Here is a 21,478-nt window from a genome sequence, read left to right on the forward strand (position 1 = left end):
AATTGTCTAAAGTCATGGTCTGTGACCTCTTTAATGTCATGGTATTCTATTTCTCCTTCTGTGTTAAACATGGCTTTATAAGATGTTCTGGCGAATTTATCAATTTCACAAAAGCCCAGGCATTTATGACCCTGTGATTCCATCCCTAGCCTAAAACCGCCTATCCCAGCAAATAAATCTAAAAATTTCATTTTTCCTCTCTTTCCAACTAAAAAAGAGCCTTACACATGTAAAACTCTTGCCTATATATGATCATCCATATCTGGTGCACGGATGATTTCAACAATCAAAATGACGATAGAAATCAGATAGATTCCACCTAGTATCCACCAAATCAACTTAATCACCTCCCTTTACTTCTTGTCGTCTCAGTTGCTTGGTCCACTCTGACAGCACACCATTAAATACATACTCAGCTATTACTTCCGCTGACCGAGCAAATCGCATATGTTCCAATGCATACTGATAACGGTCACTAAAATAAATCATGGCATAGTCACTAGCTGACTGAGATAGACCCGACTGTCTTAACTGGTCATGAACCAAACCCCAAATATAATCTCGATCGTACTTGGTCACGCCATCGACTTTTGAAGTAAAGTTCTCTTCTTGTTTCTCATCTACTAGCTGCCTCTCCTCCTCGTCCTCAATAAGGAAATCACTCCCTTTAGTTTCACTATATTTAGTCTCACTTCCTTCAGTCTCACTAGGGGCTGAATTTAAGACCGGCCCCGTCTTTCTTTGAGACTCCCCTAGTGTTTTTTTAACACTAGCCCCGTCTGTATGTAAGACTGGGGTAGTTTCATGTTCTAATTCCCCCAAGTAAATTTTATTTGCCATTCGACCTTTTTCACTAGAGGACTGTTGGACTTCATCAATTAAGCCATAGTCACGTAAGGTTTTCTTGATAGAGAGTAATTTTGACTTTGAACAGCCTAATAGTGCCATCAGATTTGAATTGGAATAAATCAAATAAATAGCCCCATCCTCATCAATCCAGCCCTTACTCAAAGACAACTCCAACCGATCCTTTAAAACCGCGTAGGCTACCTTAACCTCCAGCTTCATATCCTTATAACGTTCACTCTCAAACAAAATTTTAGGGAGTTTATAATAACGCTCTGATGTTTGATATTGATTAGCGGTAATACGTTTCATGATTATCCCTCCAAGACTAAAAGTCCAACATTTCCGAATTCATCAAATCGGATTAAACCTGGTTGTTCCATTTCATCAATTAGCTGTGTTGCTTTCACAATATCAACTCCTAAAATAGCCACAAGATGACACATCACGATTTGGCGTGATGATTGTTCCTTCTTTTTCATGAATTCCTCCTGAAAATAAAAAAACGAGAACACTTAGTAAAATGTTCTCGCTGAACTATTATTTTTTATGACGTATCTATTTTTTGTCTACGCAGTCGACATCCAAACAGACATTCACATCAATGTACTTTTTTTGAACCTTTTTTATGTCAAAATCACTCTTTTCAATAAAGACAAAATGCTTGAAAAAGTGCTTAAAATAAAGGATTTTTACCCGTTGCTTCGTTGTAGCAACACTACGCACTCCACATGGCTCGAGAGGACAGAATGAATGTCATATAAGTGTGTCCGTTCTCGGAAACATATCCACTGCGTTTTTGGCACTATCGGTAGACGGGAACATATCCACCAATCGTACCGTTTACGAAAAGGGCACTCTTACTAGGAGCGCCCTCAATAATAAACATTAATGTAATCAATAGTCTTTTTTCTTTACTGGAATCCAGATTTCGCTTCGATACTTTGGATTTCCAGTGTCTGGACTCTCATTCCATAAAATTTCAGGACCTTCAACCGCCTCGTATCCTGAAGATGGAAACCACTCTGAGTATATCCTACCCCACACATTTTGAAGTGTTTCCGGAAATGGTCCAATCGATTCAAATACAGCCCAGGTACTAGCATCAATTTTTAATACATCAAAATCTGCAGTTTCATTACTTGATGTTGCTACCCCGATGTAATGATCTAATTCTCCTTTCTCTTCCATTCTACCTTCTGAAAAATTAGTGGAAGCACTAATAATACCTGTAGGTTCTACATTTGAAATTGCTTTTAATTGATTAATAACATCCATGGTTAAAAGTTCAGTCATTTTTGCAATCTCTGGATTGACACCTTCAAAAATAATTGGAACTCTCTTCTTAAATCCTACTAACTTAAAAGGTCCTTTCTCAACAATACGATAGTTCATTTCGCATCCTCCTTTAATTGATAATTGAAAGGTCATTCGAGGATAAGCTTTTAATTGTGTATTCTCACTCCTTGCCTCAGAAGGGAGAATGCCATGCAGAGAATGAAAAGCACGGGAAAATGAATCAGCCGAATTATAGCCATATTTGACGGCTACATCAATTATTCTCAAATCCCTATCTTTCAAATCAAGTGCAGCCAACGTCAGTCTTCTTCTCCGAATATATTCTGATAAACTTATGCCTGCTAAAAAAGAAAACATCCGCTTGAAATGATACTCTGAACAATATGCGATTTTAGATACTTCAATATAATCAATTTCCTCTGTTAAGTGCTCTTCAATATACTCCAATGCATTATTCATACTTCTTAAAGAATCCATCAAACAACCTCCTTTCATCATCAATATTATCAGAGGATGCATTTATCCATCCGACAATCTGTGCACAGTATTGTCGATTCCCTTACATGTAATTAGTATCGTTAAACTAAATTTATCTTTGGGATGTTTACAACAGGAATCCTTTACTTTTCTTCAGTGTATCTTTCTTGCTGCAAAAATTCCTTTGCTTCGCTAAGGCATAAATCCCAATGACTCTTTCTTCAAAGTCAGCTTCATCTAGCCTTGCATTGCTATCTTCTCTTATTCGTTCCAACAGTTCACTTCCAAATCCAGAAAGGGAATCTTTAATAGAACGTGCCGTATCTTTTCCTCCTCTAAATTCTAATTAAATCGGAATTTGTCAGTTACTTGTATTCACTCGGTACAGGAATATTAAATCTCTCGCACAATAGTTTTACATCATGCATATCATTTTCATCATGCTCATAGCCCAGATGAAATAACACTTGATTTTCAGCATCGATACATCTTACCGTTTTATCGCCTATTTTCCCAATGCCGCTAAAGACTTCTGGAGGATATGCTTCTCCCTCAAAAACAATGTATCCTTGTTCGTTGAATTTAAATATATGAATATCAATTATCCTACCTTTACTATCCTTATAAACCGTATGAGATGTGGTGGTATATGCTTCGATAACTTCAGCAAAGCCATATTCTTTTAATATTTCAATAAACTTTTTACCATTACTTTCTTCCACAAATAAATCAATATCGTTGTGTACTCTTGTTTCTTCTTCTAATAGAGCATCTACTCCCCAACCACCATCTATCCAAATGTTAATATCATTTTCTTCAGCATATGTTATTATCTCAATGGCATCAGTTTTACTTACCATGTAATCCCTCCGTTCAAATTAAATCTATAAGTGATAAATCTCAAAGCTATTTCTCCTAATAATATAATGTCTATTGTTCCAATCAAAGCTAAAGATGAAGCTTGCCTTCTTTAGCTCGCAATAATTAGAGCTAAATCGAGATTCCAGCACCCCCTAGATTTAAGTTCCCTTTTGTGCCGTGGTAGAAAGGCCCCAAGTCTAGGAATTTTTCATGAATTGCTCTAACCCTGCTTTGGATGTTAACATTTCAAGATTATTAAATATTTCCTCTTCGCTCCAGTTCCACCATTGTAGCTTTAGCAAGAATTCAATCTTTTCGTCACTAAAGCGTTTTTTGATAAACTTAGCTGGATTCCCACCATATATTGTATATGGCTCAACACTTTTCACTACTGTTGAATTAGCGGCAATAATCGCACCATCACCAATTTTAATACCCGGCATAATGGTAACATTTTGACCTATCCATACATCATTGCCAATCACTGTATCTCCCTTAAAAGGAAGTTGTTCAATTGTAGGAGTCACCTTTTCCCATCCATGGCCAAAGATATTAAAGGGATAGGTTGTAATTCCATCCATTCTATGATTTGCACCATTCATAATAAACTTAACACCCTCTGCAATTGCACAGAACTTTCCTATTATAAGTTTATCCCCTAGAAATTCGTAATGGTGCTCTATATTATCATAAAATTTCTCCGGTGTTTTTTTATTATCGCTATAATAGGTATATTCCCCAATCTCCACATTGGGTCTTTTAGGTAGATTGCTTATAAAACAAACCGTCTTTATATTTTCATTTGGATAAAGTTTTTTCTTATCTGGTCCTATCATAAAATATTAGCTCCTTTAATCTTTAATTACTTCATTACCTTGGCATTGTAGGACTTTCTATCTTTCGTTTTGATTCCTTTTACCAGGGTTTCTTTTCCCTCTAGTAATTCTTTTACATTTGTTTTGGTGAGTTTTTTCTTTCTAAAATGTTCAGCTAAAGTGAAGGTACATTCAGGATAATTTGAACAACCATAAAACGATTTTTTTAATACAATATTGTTGCCACACTTAGGACATTTTCCTACAAGGGGTCCCGAGCGCTTAGTGGGAATTTGTACCCCTTATCGATACAAATTCCCCGTAGGCGCTAGGGACCTCTTTAGCTCCTTGGAAGCTGTCAGTAGTATACCTAATAATTTATCTACATTCCCTTTAGTAACGTGTAACTTTCCAAATTTACAAAAGCGACTCATAGAATTATTTCCTCCCGTTAAATAATAGATAACTATTAAAAATAGACAATATTTAAATCTTCATCGATGATAGGAAGTTTAAATGTAATTGATTTTAGCCATTGTCCATTCGGTTGCTTTTCTTCGTAAATTTGAATTTCAGAAATCAAAGCTGTAATTAACTGTCTACGCTCTAATTTATCAATATACGCTTATATTAAAACAAATTTTCCAGTCTTAAAAATGACTGTTTCCAAACCTTTTCAAACCATAAACGTGCCTGTTCCCATTTTTCTCCCTCTCCCCAACCACTATGAATCAAATGAATTTCCGTCTTATTTTCTTTTTCTGCAAAGAATGTAATACATACATGAGTCAGTGGTTTTGCAACATTCATTACATCCGCATATTGTACCGGACCTTTCCAATTGAAGCATAATAGTTTATTCAATTCAAATGCTGTTACTTTGCACCCTAAAGTACTATTATTTTCATTATCATTTTTATCCCAAAAAAGTTCATATTTCCCATTTCCCACCAACCCAAGGTTCTATTTCTGATTTTTCTGTTAGCCAAGTTATAATCTCTTCATTCTTAGTGAATAAACAAAATGCTCTTTCTGATGAACAGTTTAAGAGTGCCTTGCAATGGATTATTTTATTCATAATTTCTCCTTTCGCTTATATTCATTTTAATCTTTCCACCCACAATTATCCCACGCAATAAAAGTATATATCTCAAATGATTGCCCTCCTTAAATTTTACATTGCTTTCGTCTTAATTCTAATTTTTCTCTCTGAATAATCAACAACATTATACCATTTTTAAGCCATTTTTTCTATTGTCAAATTTCCTATTTTCTCCCACATGCAGCACGGATAAAAAGGAACCTAAATGATATATACAAAATTTCTGTTTTCACTATTTCCGTTCCGCTTTCACTACCTTAAACAATTTATCTTGAAATGTATCTTTGCTCTTTTTGTCAAAATATATCTCTGTTATAAAGGTTTTTCCGTTTATCTTTTTTGTTATAACACCATCAGGCTTTTGATGTTGTTCTTTCTGTAAAATGCCTTAACGCATCCATGATAGCTTCTTCTTTCTCAGGTGTACATTGTGGAATAACTTGTTTTTCTTTTTTTGACTTATTATAATTTTCTCTCAACTCTATTCCACATTTCTTTTTAATCTGGGCAATATAGAGTGCTGAAACTTTCAAACCAAATTTTTCTAATATATATTCCTTAATCTGAGCATAAGTAGCTTTGCTCTCCGCACTTGTCAAATCAAGTTCATCTAGCTCTACTTCAACACTTATATGCTTATCGACATTAAGTTTGGACAATAATGCTACCGTCTCCACGTGGCTCGAGTTGATGGCATTGATGTCATATTACTTTGCCCGTCTGTGGAAACATATCAGCAGCATTTTTGGAACTATCGGTAGACGCGAACATATCCAGCGGTTTTTGACCATTTTAAGAAATTTCGGTATGAGAGAACCTATCAATGGAATTCTCAACACCAGCCTTTTAGATATTAAGGGAAGACTCTATAGACTTTTTCATATGATTAACGAGTTCAGCCACCTCAGATTCCATTCCTTCCCACTTGTCAACACACTCTCCTAAATAAGCCTCTCTCGCTTTGTTGAGTAAAGTAGCATGCTCATCGGGTAATTGAGGTATCGCCCATTCAGCTGCCAGATCTTTTGAGCGAATTTCACCAGTAGATGCTGTCAGCCACATTCTGGCTAAAGTTAAAATCACATTGCGTTCGTCACCGTTAATGCTAGCTATCAACCCGGGCAACGATTCTTTAATTGCTTTTCGAATATCTGTCATTGGCACAGGCTCAATTACTTCTGTTGCCTTTGGTCCCAAAAGGTTAATACTATTTTTTCTTAGTTGTGCTAAAAGTATTGCTAAATCCGGATCATAAGTCGACTCAGGAATTTCTCCCTTTTCAAACTGCTCTCTTAGCCACTCGCCATACATAAATTCATATTTGGGGGGGAAATGCCAAGGGACAATATCCTTTTGATTTATGACCGTAACTTCAAGAGGCCTCATATCTTTTATGTTTCCTATTTTCCCAGATATAAGCATTAACCTATTTGTAAGATTCCTTCGAGTTTTTTCAGATAAACTTTGATTTGTTATTACCAAAATATCTACATCGCTATTCATACGTAAACCACCCATTACTGCCGAACCATACAAATACACCCCAATTAACATATTATCAAGTAGTTCCGCTATAGTTTTTAATGCTTGAATTGCTTCTTTCGGAATTTTTTTGTTACTTAAATCTATACTCAACTTCGATCTCCTTTCGTCTGAAAACTGTTTTTTAACGCCTCTTAAAATTTATAAAAAAAAGAGTAAACATCTTTCGTTGTATTGTAAATTAACGCCATCCAAAATTTTGATTCAAGATTTTCTTTCGGTTTATTATATGTTTGAGCCAATATAAGCTACAAAACTGCTGTCTATCCATTTTTGAGTAACCTCATTTATATCAATCCCAATAGTAGCCAACCCAATAATGCTGCAATCCAATTTCTCTAACAAAGCTATTAAAGCCTTCATTTGAGAACCTGTCTCTATCCAATCATCTACAATCAAAACTCTTTTGTTCCTCACAATAGAACTCTTAGATATTTCAAAGCTTTTATCTTGACCTGAATAGTCGGTAAAATGTGTCGAAATAATCTCTTCTTTTGCGTATGGCAGCTTATCACCTTTTCTTACTCCAATAAACCCCACTCCAAGTTCTTTGGCTATGGCAGTGCCTAGTATCCATCCAATTGCTTCTGGGGCAGCCACATAATCTACTTTATTTTGAAAATCCAATGATAGTACTTTTACAATTTTATCAAAAACGGTTTTATGTGTAAAAATAGTTAGTAAATCATATTTTCCAATTGAGTTACGAGGTAATATACCTCTAATTTCATTTATAACATCAGTACTTTCCATACATTTACACCCCTTGCTTATGGTTAATAATCTTTGCTAATCTTTAAAAATAGTCATTTTCAACATATTTTTTATACATGTCCTCGGTATATCTTGTTATGTTCTTACCATACTCTGGATAATCAAACCCCAGTAGTTCTGCTACCTCTTTGGACACTTCCCTGAACAATTGGTGGCATATAAATAATGACTTCCAAATATTTTCATAGGAATCCATGCGATATGTAGATAATAATCTATTCCATAGATCTTCATCAATGTATTTGTTAATATACTTATAATTTTTCCCAACACTTAATGAAAATTCTGTCTTTATCCCAACCTTCCACGACATCATCCTAAGTAGTTCAAACCGTAGAATCTGGTTCAGATGATCGATTGCAAACAGTATCTCTTTGCGGCACAATCCTTTAATAACATAAGGTGTTACATTCCAAAATTCATTGCAGCAATCATCATACTCCCTTGCGCTTGGCTTTCTTACATGATAATCTATATCAGTCGGAACTATGTCCCTTTTAATTCTACAATCTTTATCAATTAGAACCTTTATTAATTTATCGCCCTTTAGGTAATTATCTAACTCTTCCAAGGGCAATAAGGTAAGATCAATTTTATTATAATCATCAAAAAGCATAAGATAGGAAAATCCCTTTTCTTCAGGTGGGAATAATTCCATATCCTCCGGCTTTTGCATCATTATTATATTCCCAAATTGATTAAGCCAGTCATCATTAGATATAAACGGTTCTATATCACTTACAAAATATGTAATATCATAATCCTGAAATTCATCTTTAGGTATATTAATATTTGCGCGTGACCCCTCAAGGGTCACAATTCGAATACGTTCATCCTGTTCTGCTAAAGAAAGTACTAAATCCATCATTTCTTTTTCTGATCTCATTTACATACTCCTCGTTTATTTTTTCTATTTTATCTCTGGATATGTTGCGTCTTTTTTTATATTAATGGAACTAAAATCTTCCTCATCAATTTCAATGTTAATATGATGCTCAGCATCAAGTTTGGACAATAGTGCAACAGTCTCGACGTGATGTGTGGTTGGAAAAAGATCTACTGGCCGCACCTTGGTCAATCTATAGCCCAATTCCTCATAAAGCTTAATATCACGCGCCATAGTTGCCGCATTACAAGAGATGTAAACGATTTTCTCTGGAGCTACCGAGCTACTTGCCCTGATGAAGCTTTCTGTCAAACCTTTTCTCGGCGGATCGACAAAGATGACTGTCGGTTTAATACCATCTGCCACCCATTTTTTCATTGCAGATTCGGCACTATCACAGACATAGGTCGCATTGTCAATCCCATTTCGAGCAGCATTTTTCTGACTATCAAGGACAGCCTTTTCCACGACTTCTACACCATAAACATGCTTAACTTGTTTGGCGAAAGACAGGCCGATAGTCCCAATACCTGAATAAGCATCAATGACAATATCATCTGCCGACAATTCTGCGAAATCAATAGCTGTCTGATAGAGTTTTTCCGCCATTTCTGTATTGACTTGATAGAATGACGGAGCTGAAATCTCAAATTCATTACCCAACATGGTGTCGACAATGGTTTCACTGCCATGCAACAGACGAAATTCTTGTCCAAAAATCGCATTGGTATTCTGGTCATTGATATTCTGGATGATAGAAACCAGATTTGGAAACTGGCTTGTCAAACGCTCAATAAGGGTTTCAACACGGAAAATCTTTGGTCTAGTTGTGACCAAAATCAACATCAACTGACCCGAATAATGACCACGACGAACGACGATATTGCGGATCAGTCCTGTCTGTTCTTTCTCATCGTAAGGCTTCAAATCTAACTTTCTGAATAGGTCACGAGTCGCAAGAATCAAGGCATCGATTTCCTTATGCTGGATATAAAAATCTTCAATCGGAACCAAATCATGCGAATTCTTACGGAAAAAACCAGTTTCCAATTGGCCATTAACTCGACGAACAGGAACTGCCGCCTTGTTTCGATAGGCAAGAGGACTGTCCATACCAAGAGTATGTTCTACTTCTATTTCTGAAATGCCCGCAATCTTGCGTAGACTATTTTCAACTTGCTTTTTCTTAAATTCAAGCTGGGCTGGGTAATTCAAATGCCCCAAATCTGCAATACCCGTTCTCAGATAGGTCAAATCCAGGTCTTGATTACGGTCTGGTGAGAAGCTCTGCCATTCTTCCACCTTACCAAAACCTATATTCTTTTTTAGCTTTAGAACTTTCATCTTGATACGCTCACCTGGTAGGGCATTATCCACGAAAAAGACAAATCCATCTAGCTTGGCAACTCCTTGCCCCTCGTGGGTCAGGTCCACAATTTCCACTTCAACAATTTGATTTTTTTCTAACATTGTTCTACTTTCTAAATGAGGTCACGAAAAAAGTGACCGAAGTCACTTTTAAGTATAGCACATTTCACAAGAAAACTGGCGCATTCTTACCTTAGACCCAGTTCTCTCAGCACTTCTTGGTATTTATAGAAGTCAATTTTTAGTCCCATACCACCATAATTATCATACTCATCAATCCAATCGTGGTTTTCTGGTATGGTTACTCGTTCAATTCCATTAGGTGCATCCAGCAAAATACCTGGACCACGAAGCAACGGAAATGCTAGTGGGACATTGGTAGAGGTCATAGAGTAAATTTTTCCAAGCGCCTCAGCACCAGAGAAGAGCTTTGTGGGATCTTGTGCCTGCTGAATAATTGCATCCAAAACCTCTTGTTGCCGCCTTGTCCGACCGAAGTCTCCTTCGTCATCCGAACGAAAACGAGCATAGTTGAGCAAGGTTTTCCCGTCCATCTGCTGTGGACCGACCTGAATGGTTTGATAAGCTGGTGCATTTTCCTCCAGACGCAGGTCGTTGGGTGCATCAACAGAAGACACCGTTTCACCATCAATCGTTGAAAATTGAGCATCAATGGCCACACCTGATGGAAAGAGCGTATCAATAGCAGATGCAAAACTCGCAAAATCAACAAGGGCATAGTATTGAATATCAATATCAAAATTTTCCTTCAAAACCTGCCGAACATTTTCAGCCCCAAGACCACCATTTTGCTCACCAAAAGTGTAGGCAGAATTGAGTTTGTAGTCACCTTCTCCACCGATAGTAACCAGCGTATCCCGCATAAAGCTGACTAGTTTTATCTTATTGCTACTATTATTGACATTCAGGACTATAACAGTATCCGTTCGAGTTTCACCGGTACTTTGTCCAACTCGACCATCTGTTCCTAAGATTAAAATATTGATGCCATCCTGTGTCGCCTGACCAGCAAATTGTTCGGTAGCAGGCTTGTTATCCACGCTAATCATCCCTTTGACAAACATAGCGCCCAAGGCAAGCAGCAATATCAGTAATCCCCAGAAGACAAAACTTAAAAGTCGTTTGAAAAAAGGTTTCTTGGGTGGCTGACTACTACTATCTTCAGTTACTGAAGTCGCCTTATTTTTCTTAGATTTTTTTAACCTTTCTTTTCGACTCAAGGTCGGATAGGCTGGTAAGAGCTCCTCTTCCTCTACAAGGGGCACAACCTCTCTCCAAGAATCCTCAAGTGAAAACTCTGGAAGATTAGAAGCCTCCTCCTCAAGTGGCGAAGGCGCAATAACTTGCTCCTCACCCTTTTTAAGATACTCTAAGTAATCCAGCTCCGTCTTTTCCTTCTCGTTTAAGTAGTGAATATTTTTACGCAGGTAGTCCAAGCGTAGCTCTTCATGATGTGATAAGGGATGTTTCGCCATATTCACTCCTTTCTAAGGTTATTACACACTATAAACCTTATAATTTCCTAAAATCTTATAAAAAATCCCTAAACTTTTCAATTCCTCCAAAGAATAGCCAACTAATTCATCTGAATTATTCTCAATATCTAAGATAAAGAAATACTCACCCAGCGCCGTTTTCAGCGGCCGACTTTCAATCTTGGTCAAACCGATTCCTCTCCACGAAAAGACCGACATAGCCTTATAGAGGGCACCTGGCAGATTATCTGGTAGCGTCAGGGCCAAAGAAACCTTCCGATCTGTTTTCCGCAATCCCAATTCAGGCGCAGTATGTCCCAAAATCCAAAAACGAGTGAAATTCTCCGCGATTTCTTGGATGTCTTGGGCAATGACCTGCAGGCCGTACTCTTCAGCCGCAGCGTGCGGTGCAATAGCCGCAAAAGGCTGATCCGCATGCTCCGCTACAAATCGGGCTGCGTAGGCCGTGCTTGCTGTCAACTCCAAACGAGCCTTCGGAAAATGCTCCTGAACATATTTTTTCCCCTGCGCAATGGCCTGCGGATGAGAATAGATGACCTCGATTTCCTTATGAGGCGTCGTCGCTAGCAATTGCTGGGCGATGGGCTGAACCACTTCTGCCACCGCATGGATTTCCGCCTGATGAAAAAGGTAGTCAATGGTCTCGTGAACACTACCTTCAATCGAATTCTCAACCGGAATAACCGAATAGGTCACCAAGCCAGTCTCATAGGCCTTGACGACCTCCGTAATGGTACCAAAAGCCTGCAAATCCGCCTCCGGAAAGGCCTGCTGGGCAACTTGGTGAGTAAAGGACCCCCGCGGGCCCAAATAAGCTACTTGCATAGAATCTTCCTTGCTACTTGTTCCGGACTGAGTTGGTCTGTGTCAATGACCAGGTCAGCTAGTCCTTCATATAAAGCCATTCGTTCTTGGTAAATGGCCTCAAACTCCTCTCGGCTGTGCTGTAAAAATAAGGGACGTTGCGACTGATGATCTTGATTAATCCGCTCATATGCCACTGGAAAGGAGGCAGTCAAAAGAACATTATTGGGTTTATTTTTGAGCAAAATCTCCCTGTTTTTGGCGGATTTGACCACACCACCGCCCGTTGAAACCAAGTAATCATTGGGCAAGTCCATCAACTCTTCCAAGACTTGGGTTTCCAACTGGCGAAAGGCATCTTCACCCTCTGATTGGAAGAAATCCGCAATGGACATGCCAATCCGTTCTTCCATGATTTGGTCCATGTCATAGAGTGGCATATCCAAGAGTTTAGCAGTCGTGGTCTTTCCAACTCCCATAAAACCAAGTAATACGATTGGCATTCTCTCTCCTCCTTACTGAGCTTATTTTTCTAGACTTTCAAGATGGTCAAAGAAGGCTGGGTAGCTGGTATTAATGGCCTCAGCGCGCTCAAGAACAACCTCGCCATCTTGTGCCAAGAGGGCTGCGATAGCTGTCATCATGCCGATACGGTGGTCACCAAAGGTATTAACCGTCGCACCGTGCAAAGGCGTTGGGCCCTCGATAATCATACCGTCAGCAGTCGGCTCAATCTTAGCTCCCATGCTATTCAAGGCATCTGCCACCACTTGAATACGGTCCGTTTCCTTAACCTTCAACTCCTCAGCATCGCGAATAATGGTTGTGCCATTGGCTTGCGTCGCCAAGAGAGCAATAATCGGCAATTCGTCAATCAAGCGCGGAATCAAATCACCTGCAATCTCCGTTCCCTGCAAGCTAGAATACTCAACCGTAATGGTCGCTGATTTGGCAATCTCATCCACATTGGACAAGGTCATCTTGCCACCCATAGCCTTGATGACGTCCAAAATCCCCGTCCGTGTTTCATTGATGCCGACGTTTTCAAGGGTAATTTTTGAACCAGGCACAACCAGTCCAGCCACCAACCAGAAGGCCGCACTGGAAATATCACCAGGGACAACAATTTCTTGCGCTGTAAATTCCTGCCCACCTGTGATACGGATTTCCTTGCCATCAACAGACAAATGACCGCCAAATTGGACAATCATGTCCTCCGTGTGGTTACGAGTGATTTCTTTTTCGATAATAACCGACTCACCTTCTGCCTGCAAAGCTGCAAATAAGAGAGCAGATTTTACCTGAGCAGATGCTACTGGCAATTGATAGGAAATCGGCTTGAGGGACTTGGTACCTTTGATGGTCAAAGGTGGCAAATCACGGTCTGTCTGACCAGAAACGGTTACACCCATTTGGCTGAGCGGCACCGTCACACGATCCATAGGACGTTTTGACAGCGAATCATCGCCAAACATGGTCGCTTCAAACTCTTGACCAGCCAAGACACCTGAAATCAAACGAATAGATGTCCCTGAATTCCCCATATCAAGGTCATTTTTAGGAGCCTGCAAGCCATCAAAGCCAACACCGTGAACCTCAACCACATCCCCATTATCCTCAATCGTCACGCCTAAATCACGAAAAACCTGCATGGTCGAGAGGACATCCTCACCACGCAAAATATCATGAACACGAGTTACGCCTTTTGCCAAGGATCCAAAAATAATGGAACGGTGGCTGATGGATTTATCACCCGGAACGCGTATCGTACCTTCTAAGGCTCTTGCATTTGTTCTTAATTTCATTTCCATACCTCACATAATTTCCCTTTCATTCTACCACATTTGCAGAATATTTTCAGATTTTTATGCCATTTTATCTTTGAAAATACCTATATTTGATAAAATTTTCAGAATTTACTGTAAATTTTTCGAAAAACATAGATATGGTTTTAATAATAGCTGCTTTCATGGTATAATAAAAAGAAATTTTATCAATCAAGGAGATTATCTAGTGTTTACACCAATTAGCGAAAAAATTGATATTCAGGATGTAAGAGACCATTCAAAATTATCCCCAGAAACCTTAGACAAAAAAGGAGCGCGCGACCGTGAGTTAGAGGCTATTTTAAAAGGCGAGGACGACCGTCTGCTCTTGGTCGTCGGACCTTGCTCTTCTGACAATGAAGAGGCTGTTTTAGACTATGCTCATCGTTTAGCCAAGCTTCAAGAAGAAGTCAAGGACAAAATCTTTATGGTCATGCGTGTCTACACGGCTAAGCCTCGTACCAATGGCGACGGCTACAAGGGGCTCATGCACCAACCAAAGACCGATGCAGCACCTAGTCTCATCAACGGTATCAAGGCTGTCCGCAACCTCCACTACCGTGTCATTACCGAGACTGGTTTGACGACGGCCGACGAGATGCTTTATCCTGAAAATCTGCCACTTGTTGATGATTTGGTATCTTATATTGCCGTTGGTGCCCGTTCGGTTGAAAATCAGCAACACCGTTTTGTGGCGTCTGGAATTGATGTGCCAACTGGCTTGAAAAACCCTACATCTGGTAACCTCAAGGTCATGTTTAACGGTATTTTCGCGGCTCAGAAAAAGCAGTCCTTCCTCTTCAACAACACAGAGGTTGAAACATCTGGAAATCCGCTGGCTCATGTTATCCTGCGTGGTGCAGTGACAGAAAGTGGCAAATACCTGCCAAACTACTACTACGATAATCTCTTGGAAACCATTGACCTCTACAAACAATTCGGTTTGGCTAATCCATTTATTATCATTGATACCAACCACGATAATTCTGGTAAAAATTATTTGGAACAAATCCGCATTGTCCGTCAAACCCTGATTAACCGTGATTGGAACCAAGAAATCCGTGACTATGTCCGTGGTTTCATGATTGAGTCCTATCTTGAAGATGGACGTCAGGACAACGCCGAAGTCTACGGAAAATCCATTACCGACCCTTGCCTTGGTTGGGACAAAACTGAGGAACTCATTCGAGAAATTTACAACAGATAAATAGATAGGAAACAAGCTATGGGAATTCATCAGCGCAGCACTCGCATCAACATTGAACAAGTTAAAGAATTGTCTAAACTAGAAGGAGACTTCCTAGTTGCCAAAGAAAAACGTGACGAGGAACTAAAAAAAGTCATCCGAGGTGAGGATGACCGCCTCTTATTGGTCATCGGCCCATGTTCTTCGGATAACGAAGAGGCCGTTTTGGAATATGCCCGCCGTCTGTCTAAATTGCAAGACGAGGTCAAAGATAAGATTTTCATGGTCATGCGGGTTTATACGGCTAAGCCACGTACCAATGGCGAAGGCTACAAGGGACTGGTTCACCAGCCAGATACCTCAAAATTGCCTGATTTGATTAACGGTATTGCAGCCGTGCGCAATTTGCACTACCGTGTCATCACAGAAACCGGCTTGACCACTGCGGATGAAATGCTTTACTCGGCTAATTTCCCCTTGGTTGAGGACTTGGTGTCCTACCATGCCATCGGAGCACGTTCAGTCGAAGATCAGGAGCACCGCTTTGTCGCCTCTGGTATTGACATGCCGACCGGGATGAAAAATCCAACTTCTGGTAATCTGACCGTTATGTTCAACGCCATTTACGCGGCGCAAAACAAGCAGAATTTCATCTACCGCGATGCGGAAGTCGATACAGACGGCAATCCGCTGGCCCATGCTATTCTTCGTGGTGCTAGCACAGAACAAGGCATCAACGAACCCAACTACTACTACGATATTCTCTTAAAAACTATCAAACAATACCAGAACTTTGGTCTCAAAAATCCTTTTATCGTCATCGACACCAACCATGACAATTCTGGTAAAAATTATCTGGAACAAATCCGTATCGTCCGCCAAACCCTGATTAACCGCGATTGGAACGACGATATTCGCAAGTATGTTCGTGGCTTTATGATTGAATCCTACTTGGAAGACGGTCGTCAGGATAGCCCAGAAACCTTTGGTAAATCCATTACCGACCCTTGCCTTGGTTGGGATAAAACTGAAGCACTGATTCGTGAAATCCATGAAACCCTCTAATCTACTGATACATTTGGGAGGTCTCACATGACGATTGACGGCTATACGCGTCTGGCTGCTGTGGTAGCAAAACCCATTAAACACTCCATTTCTCCCTTCATTCACAATCTTGCCTTTGAAGAAACTGGGGTCAATGGGGTCTACGTCGCTTGGGAAATAGCTGAGCAGGACCTGCCAGTCACACTTGAAAACATTAAGCGCTACGACATGTTTGGTATCAATCTGTCCATGCCCTACAAGCAAGCGGTTATTCCCTACCTAGACGAATTGACAGAGTCTGCTCGCTTAATCGGCGCGGTCAATACGGTCATTCACCGCCATGGCCAATTGATTGGACACAATACAGACGGCATCGGATTTTTCAAGAGTTTGGAAAAACAACTGAACTTCCATGTGGCAAACAAAAGTCTCACCATTCTGGGCGGAGGCGGTGCTTCTACGGCTATTATTGCCCAAGCTGCTTTGGACAGTGCCAAGGAAATCAGCATTTTCTGTCGCCAACAAAGTCTAGACAGAACACAAACTACTGCTGACCGTATTGCCCAAGCAACCGGTTGCTCCATTCAGGTATTGCCGATTGACAACCAGGACTTGGTTCAGGAGCATGTTACAAAGTCTGACTTGCTCGTCAACGGAACCAGCGTCGGCATGGATGGTCAGTCTCTGCCAATTCAGGAAACCATTGCATTTCCAAAAAACAGTTTAGTGGCAGATGTGATTTACCAACCTTTTGAGACGCCCTTACTCAAACTCGCCAAGGAACAAGGCATTCCAAGCATCAATGGTCTAGGTATGTTACTCATTCAAGCTGCTGAGGCTTTTGAGTCTTGGACAGGCAAAGAAATGCCGACGGACTTGATTTGGAAACAATTAGTCGAAAAATATGACATCAACTAGAGAGGACACAGCATGAAACTAACTGTCAATCTTCCCCAAAATCCCTACGATATTCTCATCGAAAAAGGAAGCTTAGCGCAGGTCGGTGCTTGGGCAAGCTCACTCTGGAAGCCACAAAAAATTGCGATTATTACGGATGACCATGTTGCCTCACTCTATCTGGAAACGGCCAGAGCTAGTCTTGAAAAAGCTGGTTTTGAAACCATCACATTTGCCTTTCCAGAAGGTGAAGCATCCAAAAATCTGGACACGGTCAACCAAGCCTATGAGTTTCTTGTTCAAGAAGGCATGACCCGAAGTGACGGCATCTTAGCCCTTGGTGGCGGTGTCGTAGGTGATTTGGCTGGCTTTGTGGCCTCAACCTATATGCGGGGCATTCATTTCCTCCAAGTCCCAACTAGCCTGACCGCTCAGGTTGATTCGTCTATCGGGGGCAAAACGGGTGTCAACACTCCCTTTGCCAAAAACATGGTCGGTACCTTCTGCCAACCAGATGGTGTTCTAATTGACCCCAACACCCTAGAAACCTTGGGCAAACGTGAATTGATTGAGGGCATGGGCGAGGTTGTCAAATACGGTTTGATTGATGATGTCGAACTCTGGGACCTCTTGTCAGACATGGATGGTTCTACCGAGAGTATTTTGGCCAAGGCTGAAACCATCATCTACCGTTCTTGTAACGTTAAGCGCAAGGTCGTTGTCGAGGATGAATTGGATAATGGTGTCCGCCTCTATCTGAACTTTGGTCATACCATTGGTCACGCTATCGAAGCTACTGCTGGTTACGGTCAAGTCATGCACGGCGAGGCTGTTGCCATCGGAATGGTCCAGCTATCACGCGTTGCTGAAGAAAAAGGCCTCATGCCTGCTGGCATTACGGATCAAATTATGGCTATGTGCAAAAAATTTGGACTACCGACCAGCCATCAACCTTGGAATAGTGAGGAACTTTACGCAGCCTTGACTCGCGACAAGAAAGCCCGCGGCAAATCCATCAAGCTGGTTATTGTCCCAACATTAGGACAGGCAGCCATTCACCAAATCCCCATTGAAGAAATGAAAGAATTTCTGAGAAACTAAAAAATGGGAGCGAGAAGACGAACAATTGATTAGGCCTGGTTCGGAGCGTCAAACGCGAACGAAATGAGGTTTGCTACGCAACCATTATTTCCAACCTTTCACAGTTTGGAGAACTGTGAAAGCCAATCAACCACTGCGTCAATTTGTTTTTGCTAATCAAAAAAAATGAGGTTGGACTTTATGCCCAACCTCATTTTTCTGTCTTTACAAAATCATTTCGTCATCAGCAATCTTTTCACCACTGTTTTTATAGAAGAGGTCCATGAGGTGCTGCACGGTCAGGTTCTTCTTCTCCTCACCTTGGACATCGACAACAATCTGTCCACGATGGAGCATGACCAGACGATTACCGTACTGGATGGCATTTTCCATATTATGGGTAATCATGAGGGCTGTCAATTTTTGACCTTCAACAATTTTCTTGGTCAAGTCCATCACCATATCACTGGTCTTAGGATCGAGGGCCGCCGTATGCTCATCCAAAAGTAGAACTTTGGGCTTAACCAGCGATGCCATCATGAGTGTCAAGGCTTGACGCTGACCACCCGATAGGAATTGCGTGTCGACCTTCATCCGGTTTTCAAGTCCAAGACCAAGTTCTTTGAGAGCTTCATTAAAGATAGCGCGTTCACTTTCTTTGACACCCCAACCCAGGCCACGAGACAATCCACGACGGTAGGCAATGGCCATATTTTCCTCAATGGTCAAACGAGAAGCAGTTCCCATTTTCGGATCTTGGAAAACACGACTAATGTCTTTTGAACGCTTAGCTGCTGGCACATGCTTAATGGACTTGCCTTCCAGCAAAATGTCGCCAGAATCCACCGTCAAAGCACCAGCAAGTGAATTCATGAACGTTGACTTCCCTGCTCCATTACCACCGATGATGGAAATAAAATCACCTTCTTGAACATCAAGCGACAGACCACGCAGAACATGGTTCTCATTGACTGTACCCGCCTCGAAGGTCTTATGAATATTTTGTATTGATAAAATTGTACTCATCTGAACCTCCTATGCAGTTCCGTTTAATTTTGGACGGCGAATATTGAGCTTCTTCTGCAATTCAGGCACATACAGGACAACTGCCAACAAAATCGCTGAGAAGAGTTTGACAAGGTCCGCATCCATGCCCGGAATTTCCAAAATCGCAAGGATAATCAAGCGATAGATAACCGAACCCAGAGCCACAGATGCCAGACGCCATCCCAAACGCAAGTTCCGCAAAACAACTTCTGCGATAATCACCGATGCCAATCCGATAACAATGGTTCCTGTTCCAGAGTTCAAATCCGCATAGCCATTGTTTTGGGTCAAAAGTGCACCACAGAGAGCTATCAGACCATTGGACAGCATGTAGCCGTAAATCTTCATCTTGTCCACATTGATACCGTTGGCCTCACTCATGGGAATATTGTCCCCTGTCGAACGAATGGCCAGACCAATTTGCGTGTTGAACAAGAGCGTCAACAGCAGAATGACTACCACAACAAAGACCACACCAATCAAGAGAACCGCATTTATCTTAGACAAGCCTAAGTCCTGCAATTGCGTCACCAAGGTCACTTGTTTCAAGAGAGCAACGTTGGCTTTGCCGAGGATTTTCAGGTTAATCGAATACAAACCTGTCAAGGTCACGATACCTGTCAACAGGGCTGGAATTTTCATTTTAGTATGCAAGAGCCCAGAAACCAAGCCTGCAATCATACCTGCAAATAAGGCAAGGAAGGTCGATACAAGAGGATTTAGCCCATTGACAATCCCTATCGCACAAACTGCAGCACCCAGAGGATAGGCACCTTCTGCTGTCAAATCAGCAATATCTAAAATTCTAAACGTCAAGTAAACACCTATCGCCATAATGGACCACAGTAGCCCTTGCGATATACTTGATAAAATTATATCCACAATTTTCTCCTTAAAAATTTCATGTTAAATAAGCGCTGAGCACCCACTTCTATTCATACAACATCTCAGCGCAGTGGTTGATTGGCTTTCACAGTTTGGGGAACTGGGAAAGGTTGGAAATAAGGATTGCTTAGCAAGCCATAACAACTTGCGATTTGCGCTCCGAACCTGCCCTAATCAACTGTACGGGGGAATGACAACGGACTAGCGATGCTAGGTCCTGTCATGCTCCCATTTTTTACTCAGAAACGGATAGTTTTGAGGTGTCAATTCCCAGTTTTTGCGCCATTTCTTCATTGACATGAAGATTGACCGCTTCTGGATATTCTACAGGAACCTCAGATACTTTCTCGCCTTCGATAATCTTAATGGCCATCTTGGCTGTCTGACGTCCAAGCGCCTCATAGTTTGTACCATATGTCAAAAGACCACCTTGGTCAACCATGTCTGTTGAACCACCGATAACTGGAACCTTGTGCTCAGCTGACAATTCACCAATCATAGACATGGTCGCAGCAACAGTATTGTCCGTTGGCACAAATACAGCATCCACATCCTTCATCAAGCTCGTTGTCGCATCTTGTACTTCGTTGGAGCTGGTAATTCCTTTCAGTACAACCTTGTAGCCAGCCTCCTTGAGCAATTTCTCAGCTTGTTCTACTTGGACTTCCGAATTGCGTTCGCTCGTCGTGTACAGAATGCCGACTGTTTTAGCATCTGGAACTGCTTGACCCAACAATTCAACCTGTTTATCAATTGGAGCCTGATCAGAAGTACCTGTCAACAATCCACCCGGCTTTTCAAGGCTTTCCACCAAGTCTGCTGAAATCGGATCCGTCACCGCGGTAAATAAAATCGGTGTTTCAGTCGATACCGTTGCCAAACTTTGCGCTGCCGGTGTTGCAATGGCCAAGACAAGGTCATTACCGTCAATCAGTTGCTCTGAAATAGTTTGCAAGTTGGCCTGATCACCCTGAGCATTTTGGTAATCCAAGACCAATTTGTCACCCTCTTTGTAGCCATTATCAGCCAGTTCTGCTACAAATCCTTCGCGTGCCGCCGTCAAAGATTCATGTTCCATGTACTGAAGGACACCAACCTTAACGGCACCTTCTGTCGATTTTTCCTCCAAGCCAGATGAACAAGCTGCCAAAGCCAACAAGCCTGCACCCACCAAGGTTACACTTGTCAATTTTTTTACTAATTTCATTCTCTCTTCCCTACC

23 protein-coding genes and 4 pseudogenes are annotated in these 21,478 nt (G+C 41.0%); 4 read left to right on the top strand and 23 right to left on the bottom strand.

The annotated features are described in order from the left end of the window. The 20 genes and pseudogenes from ACHBIE_RS09755 to aroA form a co-directional block, all read right to left on the bottom strand. Nucleotides 1–191: DNA cytosine methyltransferase (locus ACHBIE_RS09755; protein ID WP_044474300.1), on the bottom strand; the 191-nt coding region annotated here is incomplete at its 3' end. Between the two features lie 148 nt (nt 192–339). Then, nucleotides 340–1,158 (bottom strand): replication initiator protein A, encoded by an 819-nt coding sequence (locus ACHBIE_RS09760; protein WP_394733232.1) that lies wholly within the window; start codon nt 1,156–1,158, stop codon nt 340–342. A 2-nt stretch (nt 1,159–1,160) separates the two neighbouring features. Continuing rightward, nucleotides 1,161–1,328 (bottom strand): hypothetical protein, encoded by a 168-nt coding sequence (locus ACHBIE_RS09765; RefSeq protein ID WP_394733233.1) that lies wholly within the window; start codon nt 1,326–1,328, stop codon nt 1,161–1,163. 415 nt (nt 1,329–1,743) lie between these two features. Further along, nucleotides 1,744–2,622, bottom strand: a complete 879-nt coding sequence (locus tag ACHBIE_RS09770) for an AraC family transcriptional regulator (RefSeq protein ID WP_024411461.1) — start codon at nt 2,620–2,622, stop codon at nt 1,744–1,746. 365 nt (nt 2,623–2,987) lie between these two features. Beyond that, complete coding sequence (locus tag ACHBIE_RS09775) at nt 2,988–3,482, bottom strand: nucleotidyltransferase domain-containing protein (protein ID WP_394733234.1); 495 nt, start codon at nt 3,480–3,482, stop codon at nt 2,988–2,990. A gap of 198 nt (nt 3,483–3,680) precedes the next feature. After that, complete coding sequence (locus tag ACHBIE_RS09780) at nt 3,681–4,319, bottom strand: Vat family streptogramin A O-acetyltransferase (protein ID WP_024411463.1); 639 nt, start codon at nt 4,317–4,319, stop codon at nt 3,681–3,683. 26 nt (nt 4,320–4,345) lie between these two features. After that, nucleotides 4,346–4,567 (bottom strand): annotated as a pseudogene (locus tag ACHBIE_RS09785) (topoisomerase DNA-binding C4 zinc finger domain-containing protein); the annotation flags it as partial. 200 nt (nt 4,568–4,767) lie between these two features. Next, nucleotides 4,768–4,905 (bottom strand): annotated as a pseudogene (locus ACHBIE_RS09790) (recombinase family protein); the annotation flags it as partial. 23 nt (nt 4,906–4,928) lie between these two features. Further along, nucleotides 4,929–5,249 carry an SRPBCC domain-containing protein gene (locus ACHBIE_RS09795; protein ID WP_394733235.1) on the bottom strand — a complete coding sequence of 107 codons (321 nt, stop codon included), beginning with the start codon at nt 5,247–5,249 and terminating at the stop codon, nt 4,929–4,931. Continuing rightward, on the bottom strand, nt 5,230–5,376 hold the full coding sequence (locus ACHBIE_RS09800) for a hypothetical protein (protein ID WP_394733236.1): 147 nt from the start codon (nt 5,374–5,376) through the stop codon (nt 5,230–5,232). The genes ACHBIE_RS09795 and ACHBIE_RS09800 overlap by 20 nt, the downstream gene beginning before the upstream one ends. Nucleotides 5,377–5,632: 256 nt before the next feature. Next, complete coding sequence (locus ACHBIE_RS09805) at nt 5,633–5,785, bottom strand: transposon-encoded TnpW family protein (RefSeq protein WP_079394206.1); 153 nt, start codon at nt 5,783–5,785, stop codon at nt 5,633–5,635. Further along, nucleotides 5,754–6,080, bottom strand: a pseudogene (locus tag ACHBIE_RS09810) (23S rRNA (uracil-5-)-methyltransferase RumA); the annotation flags it as partial. The gene ACHBIE_RS09805 and the pseudogene ACHBIE_RS09810, both read right to left, overlap by 32 nt. A gap of 166 nt (nt 6,081–6,246) precedes the next feature. Then, nucleotides 6,247–7,035 (bottom strand): aminoglycoside nucleotidyltransferase ANT(9), encoded by a 789-nt coding sequence (gene ant(9) / locus ACHBIE_RS09815; RefSeq protein ID WP_055275145.1) that lies wholly within the window; start codon nt 7,033–7,035, stop codon nt 6,247–6,249. Between the two features lie 132 nt (nt 7,036–7,167). Further along, a complete protein-coding gene (locus ACHBIE_RS09820; RefSeq protein ID WP_002294507.1) occupies nt 7,168–7,695 on the bottom strand; it encodes a phosphoribosyltransferase family protein in 528 nt (175 codons plus the stop codon). A gap of 43 nt (nt 7,696–7,738) precedes the next feature. Beyond that, nucleotides 7,739–8,602 (bottom strand): aminoglycoside nucleotidyltransferase ANT(6)-Ia, encoded by an 864-nt coding sequence (locus tag ACHBIE_RS09825; RefSeq protein WP_002294505.1) that lies wholly within the window; start codon nt 8,600–8,602, stop codon nt 7,739–7,741. A gap of 27 nt (nt 8,603–8,629) precedes the next feature. Next, a pseudogene (gene rlmD / locus ACHBIE_RS09830) lies at nt 8,630–10,072 on the bottom strand (23S rRNA (uracil(1939)-C(5))-methyltransferase RlmD); the annotation flags it as partial. Between the two features lie 86 nt (nt 10,073–10,158). Further along, nucleotides 10,159–11,466: an LCP family protein gene (locus tag ACHBIE_RS09835; protein WP_394733237.1), complete on the bottom strand. Its 1,308-nt coding sequence runs from the start codon at nt 11,464–11,466 to the stop codon at nt 10,159–10,161. 21 nt (nt 11,467–11,487) lie between these two features. Beyond that, nucleotides 11,488–12,312, bottom strand: a complete 825-nt coding sequence (pheA, locus tag ACHBIE_RS09840; RefSeq protein WP_105122515.1) for a prephenate dehydratase — start codon at nt 12,310–12,312, stop codon at nt 11,488–11,490. After that, nucleotides 12,303–12,794: a shikimate kinase gene (locus tag ACHBIE_RS09845; protein ID WP_394731315.1), complete on the bottom strand. Its 492-nt coding sequence runs from the start codon at nt 12,792–12,794 to the stop codon at nt 12,303–12,305. The genes pheA and ACHBIE_RS09845 overlap by 10 nt, the downstream gene beginning before the upstream one ends. A 21-nt stretch (nt 12,795–12,815) precedes the next feature. Continuing rightward, a complete protein-coding gene (aroA, locus tag ACHBIE_RS09850) occupies nt 12,816–14,096 on the bottom strand; it encodes a 3-phosphoshikimate 1-carboxyvinyltransferase (RefSeq protein ID WP_394731316.1) in 1,281 nt (426 codons plus the stop codon). Nucleotides 14,097–14,304: 208 nt separating this feature from the next. Between aroA and ACHBIE_RS09855 the strand changes: the two genes are divergently transcribed. Genes ACHBIE_RS09855 through aroB form a run of 4 tightly spaced genes read left to right on the top strand, consistent with a single transcriptional unit; the run spans nt 14,305 to nt 18,345 of the window. Further along, nucleotides 14,305–15,324: a 3-deoxy-7-phosphoheptulonate synthase gene (locus ACHBIE_RS09855; protein WP_161943351.1), complete on the top strand. Its 1,020-nt coding sequence runs from the start codon at nt 14,305–14,307 to the stop codon at nt 15,322–15,324. Between the two features lie 18 nt (nt 15,325–15,342). After that, the gene (locus ACHBIE_RS09860) at nt 15,343–16,368 is read left to right on the top strand and encodes a 3-deoxy-7-phosphoheptulonate synthase (RefSeq protein ID WP_105122513.1); all 1,026 of its coding nucleotides are present in this window, start codon (nt 15,343–15,345) and stop codon (nt 16,366–16,368) included. A 27-nt stretch (nt 16,369–16,395) separates the two neighbouring features. Further along, nucleotides 16,396–17,265 carry a shikimate dehydrogenase gene (locus ACHBIE_RS09865; protein WP_172023483.1) on the top strand — a complete coding sequence of 290 codons (870 nt, stop codon included), beginning with the start codon at nt 16,396–16,398 and terminating at the stop codon, nt 17,263–17,265. 12 nt (nt 17,266–17,277) lie between these two features. Next, entirely contained in the window at nt 17,278–18,345 is a 1,068-nt protein-coding gene (aroB, locus tag ACHBIE_RS09870; RefSeq protein WP_394733239.1) for a 3-dehydroquinate synthase, read from the top strand. 204 nt (nt 18,346–18,549) lie between these two features. Here aroB and ACHBIE_RS09875 read toward each other — a convergent pair whose 3' ends face one another. The 3 genes from ACHBIE_RS09875 to ACHBIE_RS09885 all read right to left on the bottom strand — a co-directional run bounded on the left by ACHBIE_RS09875 (nt 18,550) and on the right by ACHBIE_RS09885 (nt 21,463). Beyond that, entirely contained in the window at nt 18,550–19,350 is an 801-nt protein-coding gene (locus ACHBIE_RS09875; protein ID WP_394733241.1) for an ABC transporter ATP-binding protein, read from the bottom strand. A 9-nt stretch (nt 19,351–19,359) separates the two neighbouring features. After that, entirely contained in the window at nt 19,360–20,253 is an 894-nt protein-coding gene (locus ACHBIE_RS09880; protein ID WP_394733243.1) for an ABC transporter permease, read from the bottom strand. A gap of 238 nt (nt 20,254–20,491) precedes the next feature. Continuing rightward, a complete protein-coding gene (locus ACHBIE_RS09885) occupies nt 20,492–21,463 on the bottom strand; it encodes an ABC transporter substrate binding protein (RefSeq protein ID WP_394733244.1) in 972 nt (323 codons plus the stop codon). Nucleotides 21,464–21,478 lie beyond the last annotated feature (15 nt).

The sequence above is a fragment of the Streptococcus sp. A23 genome, from assembly GCF_043674155.1.
Lineage (GTDB): Bacteria > Bacillota > Bacilli > Lactobacillales > Streptococcaceae > Streptococcus > Streptococcus suis_V.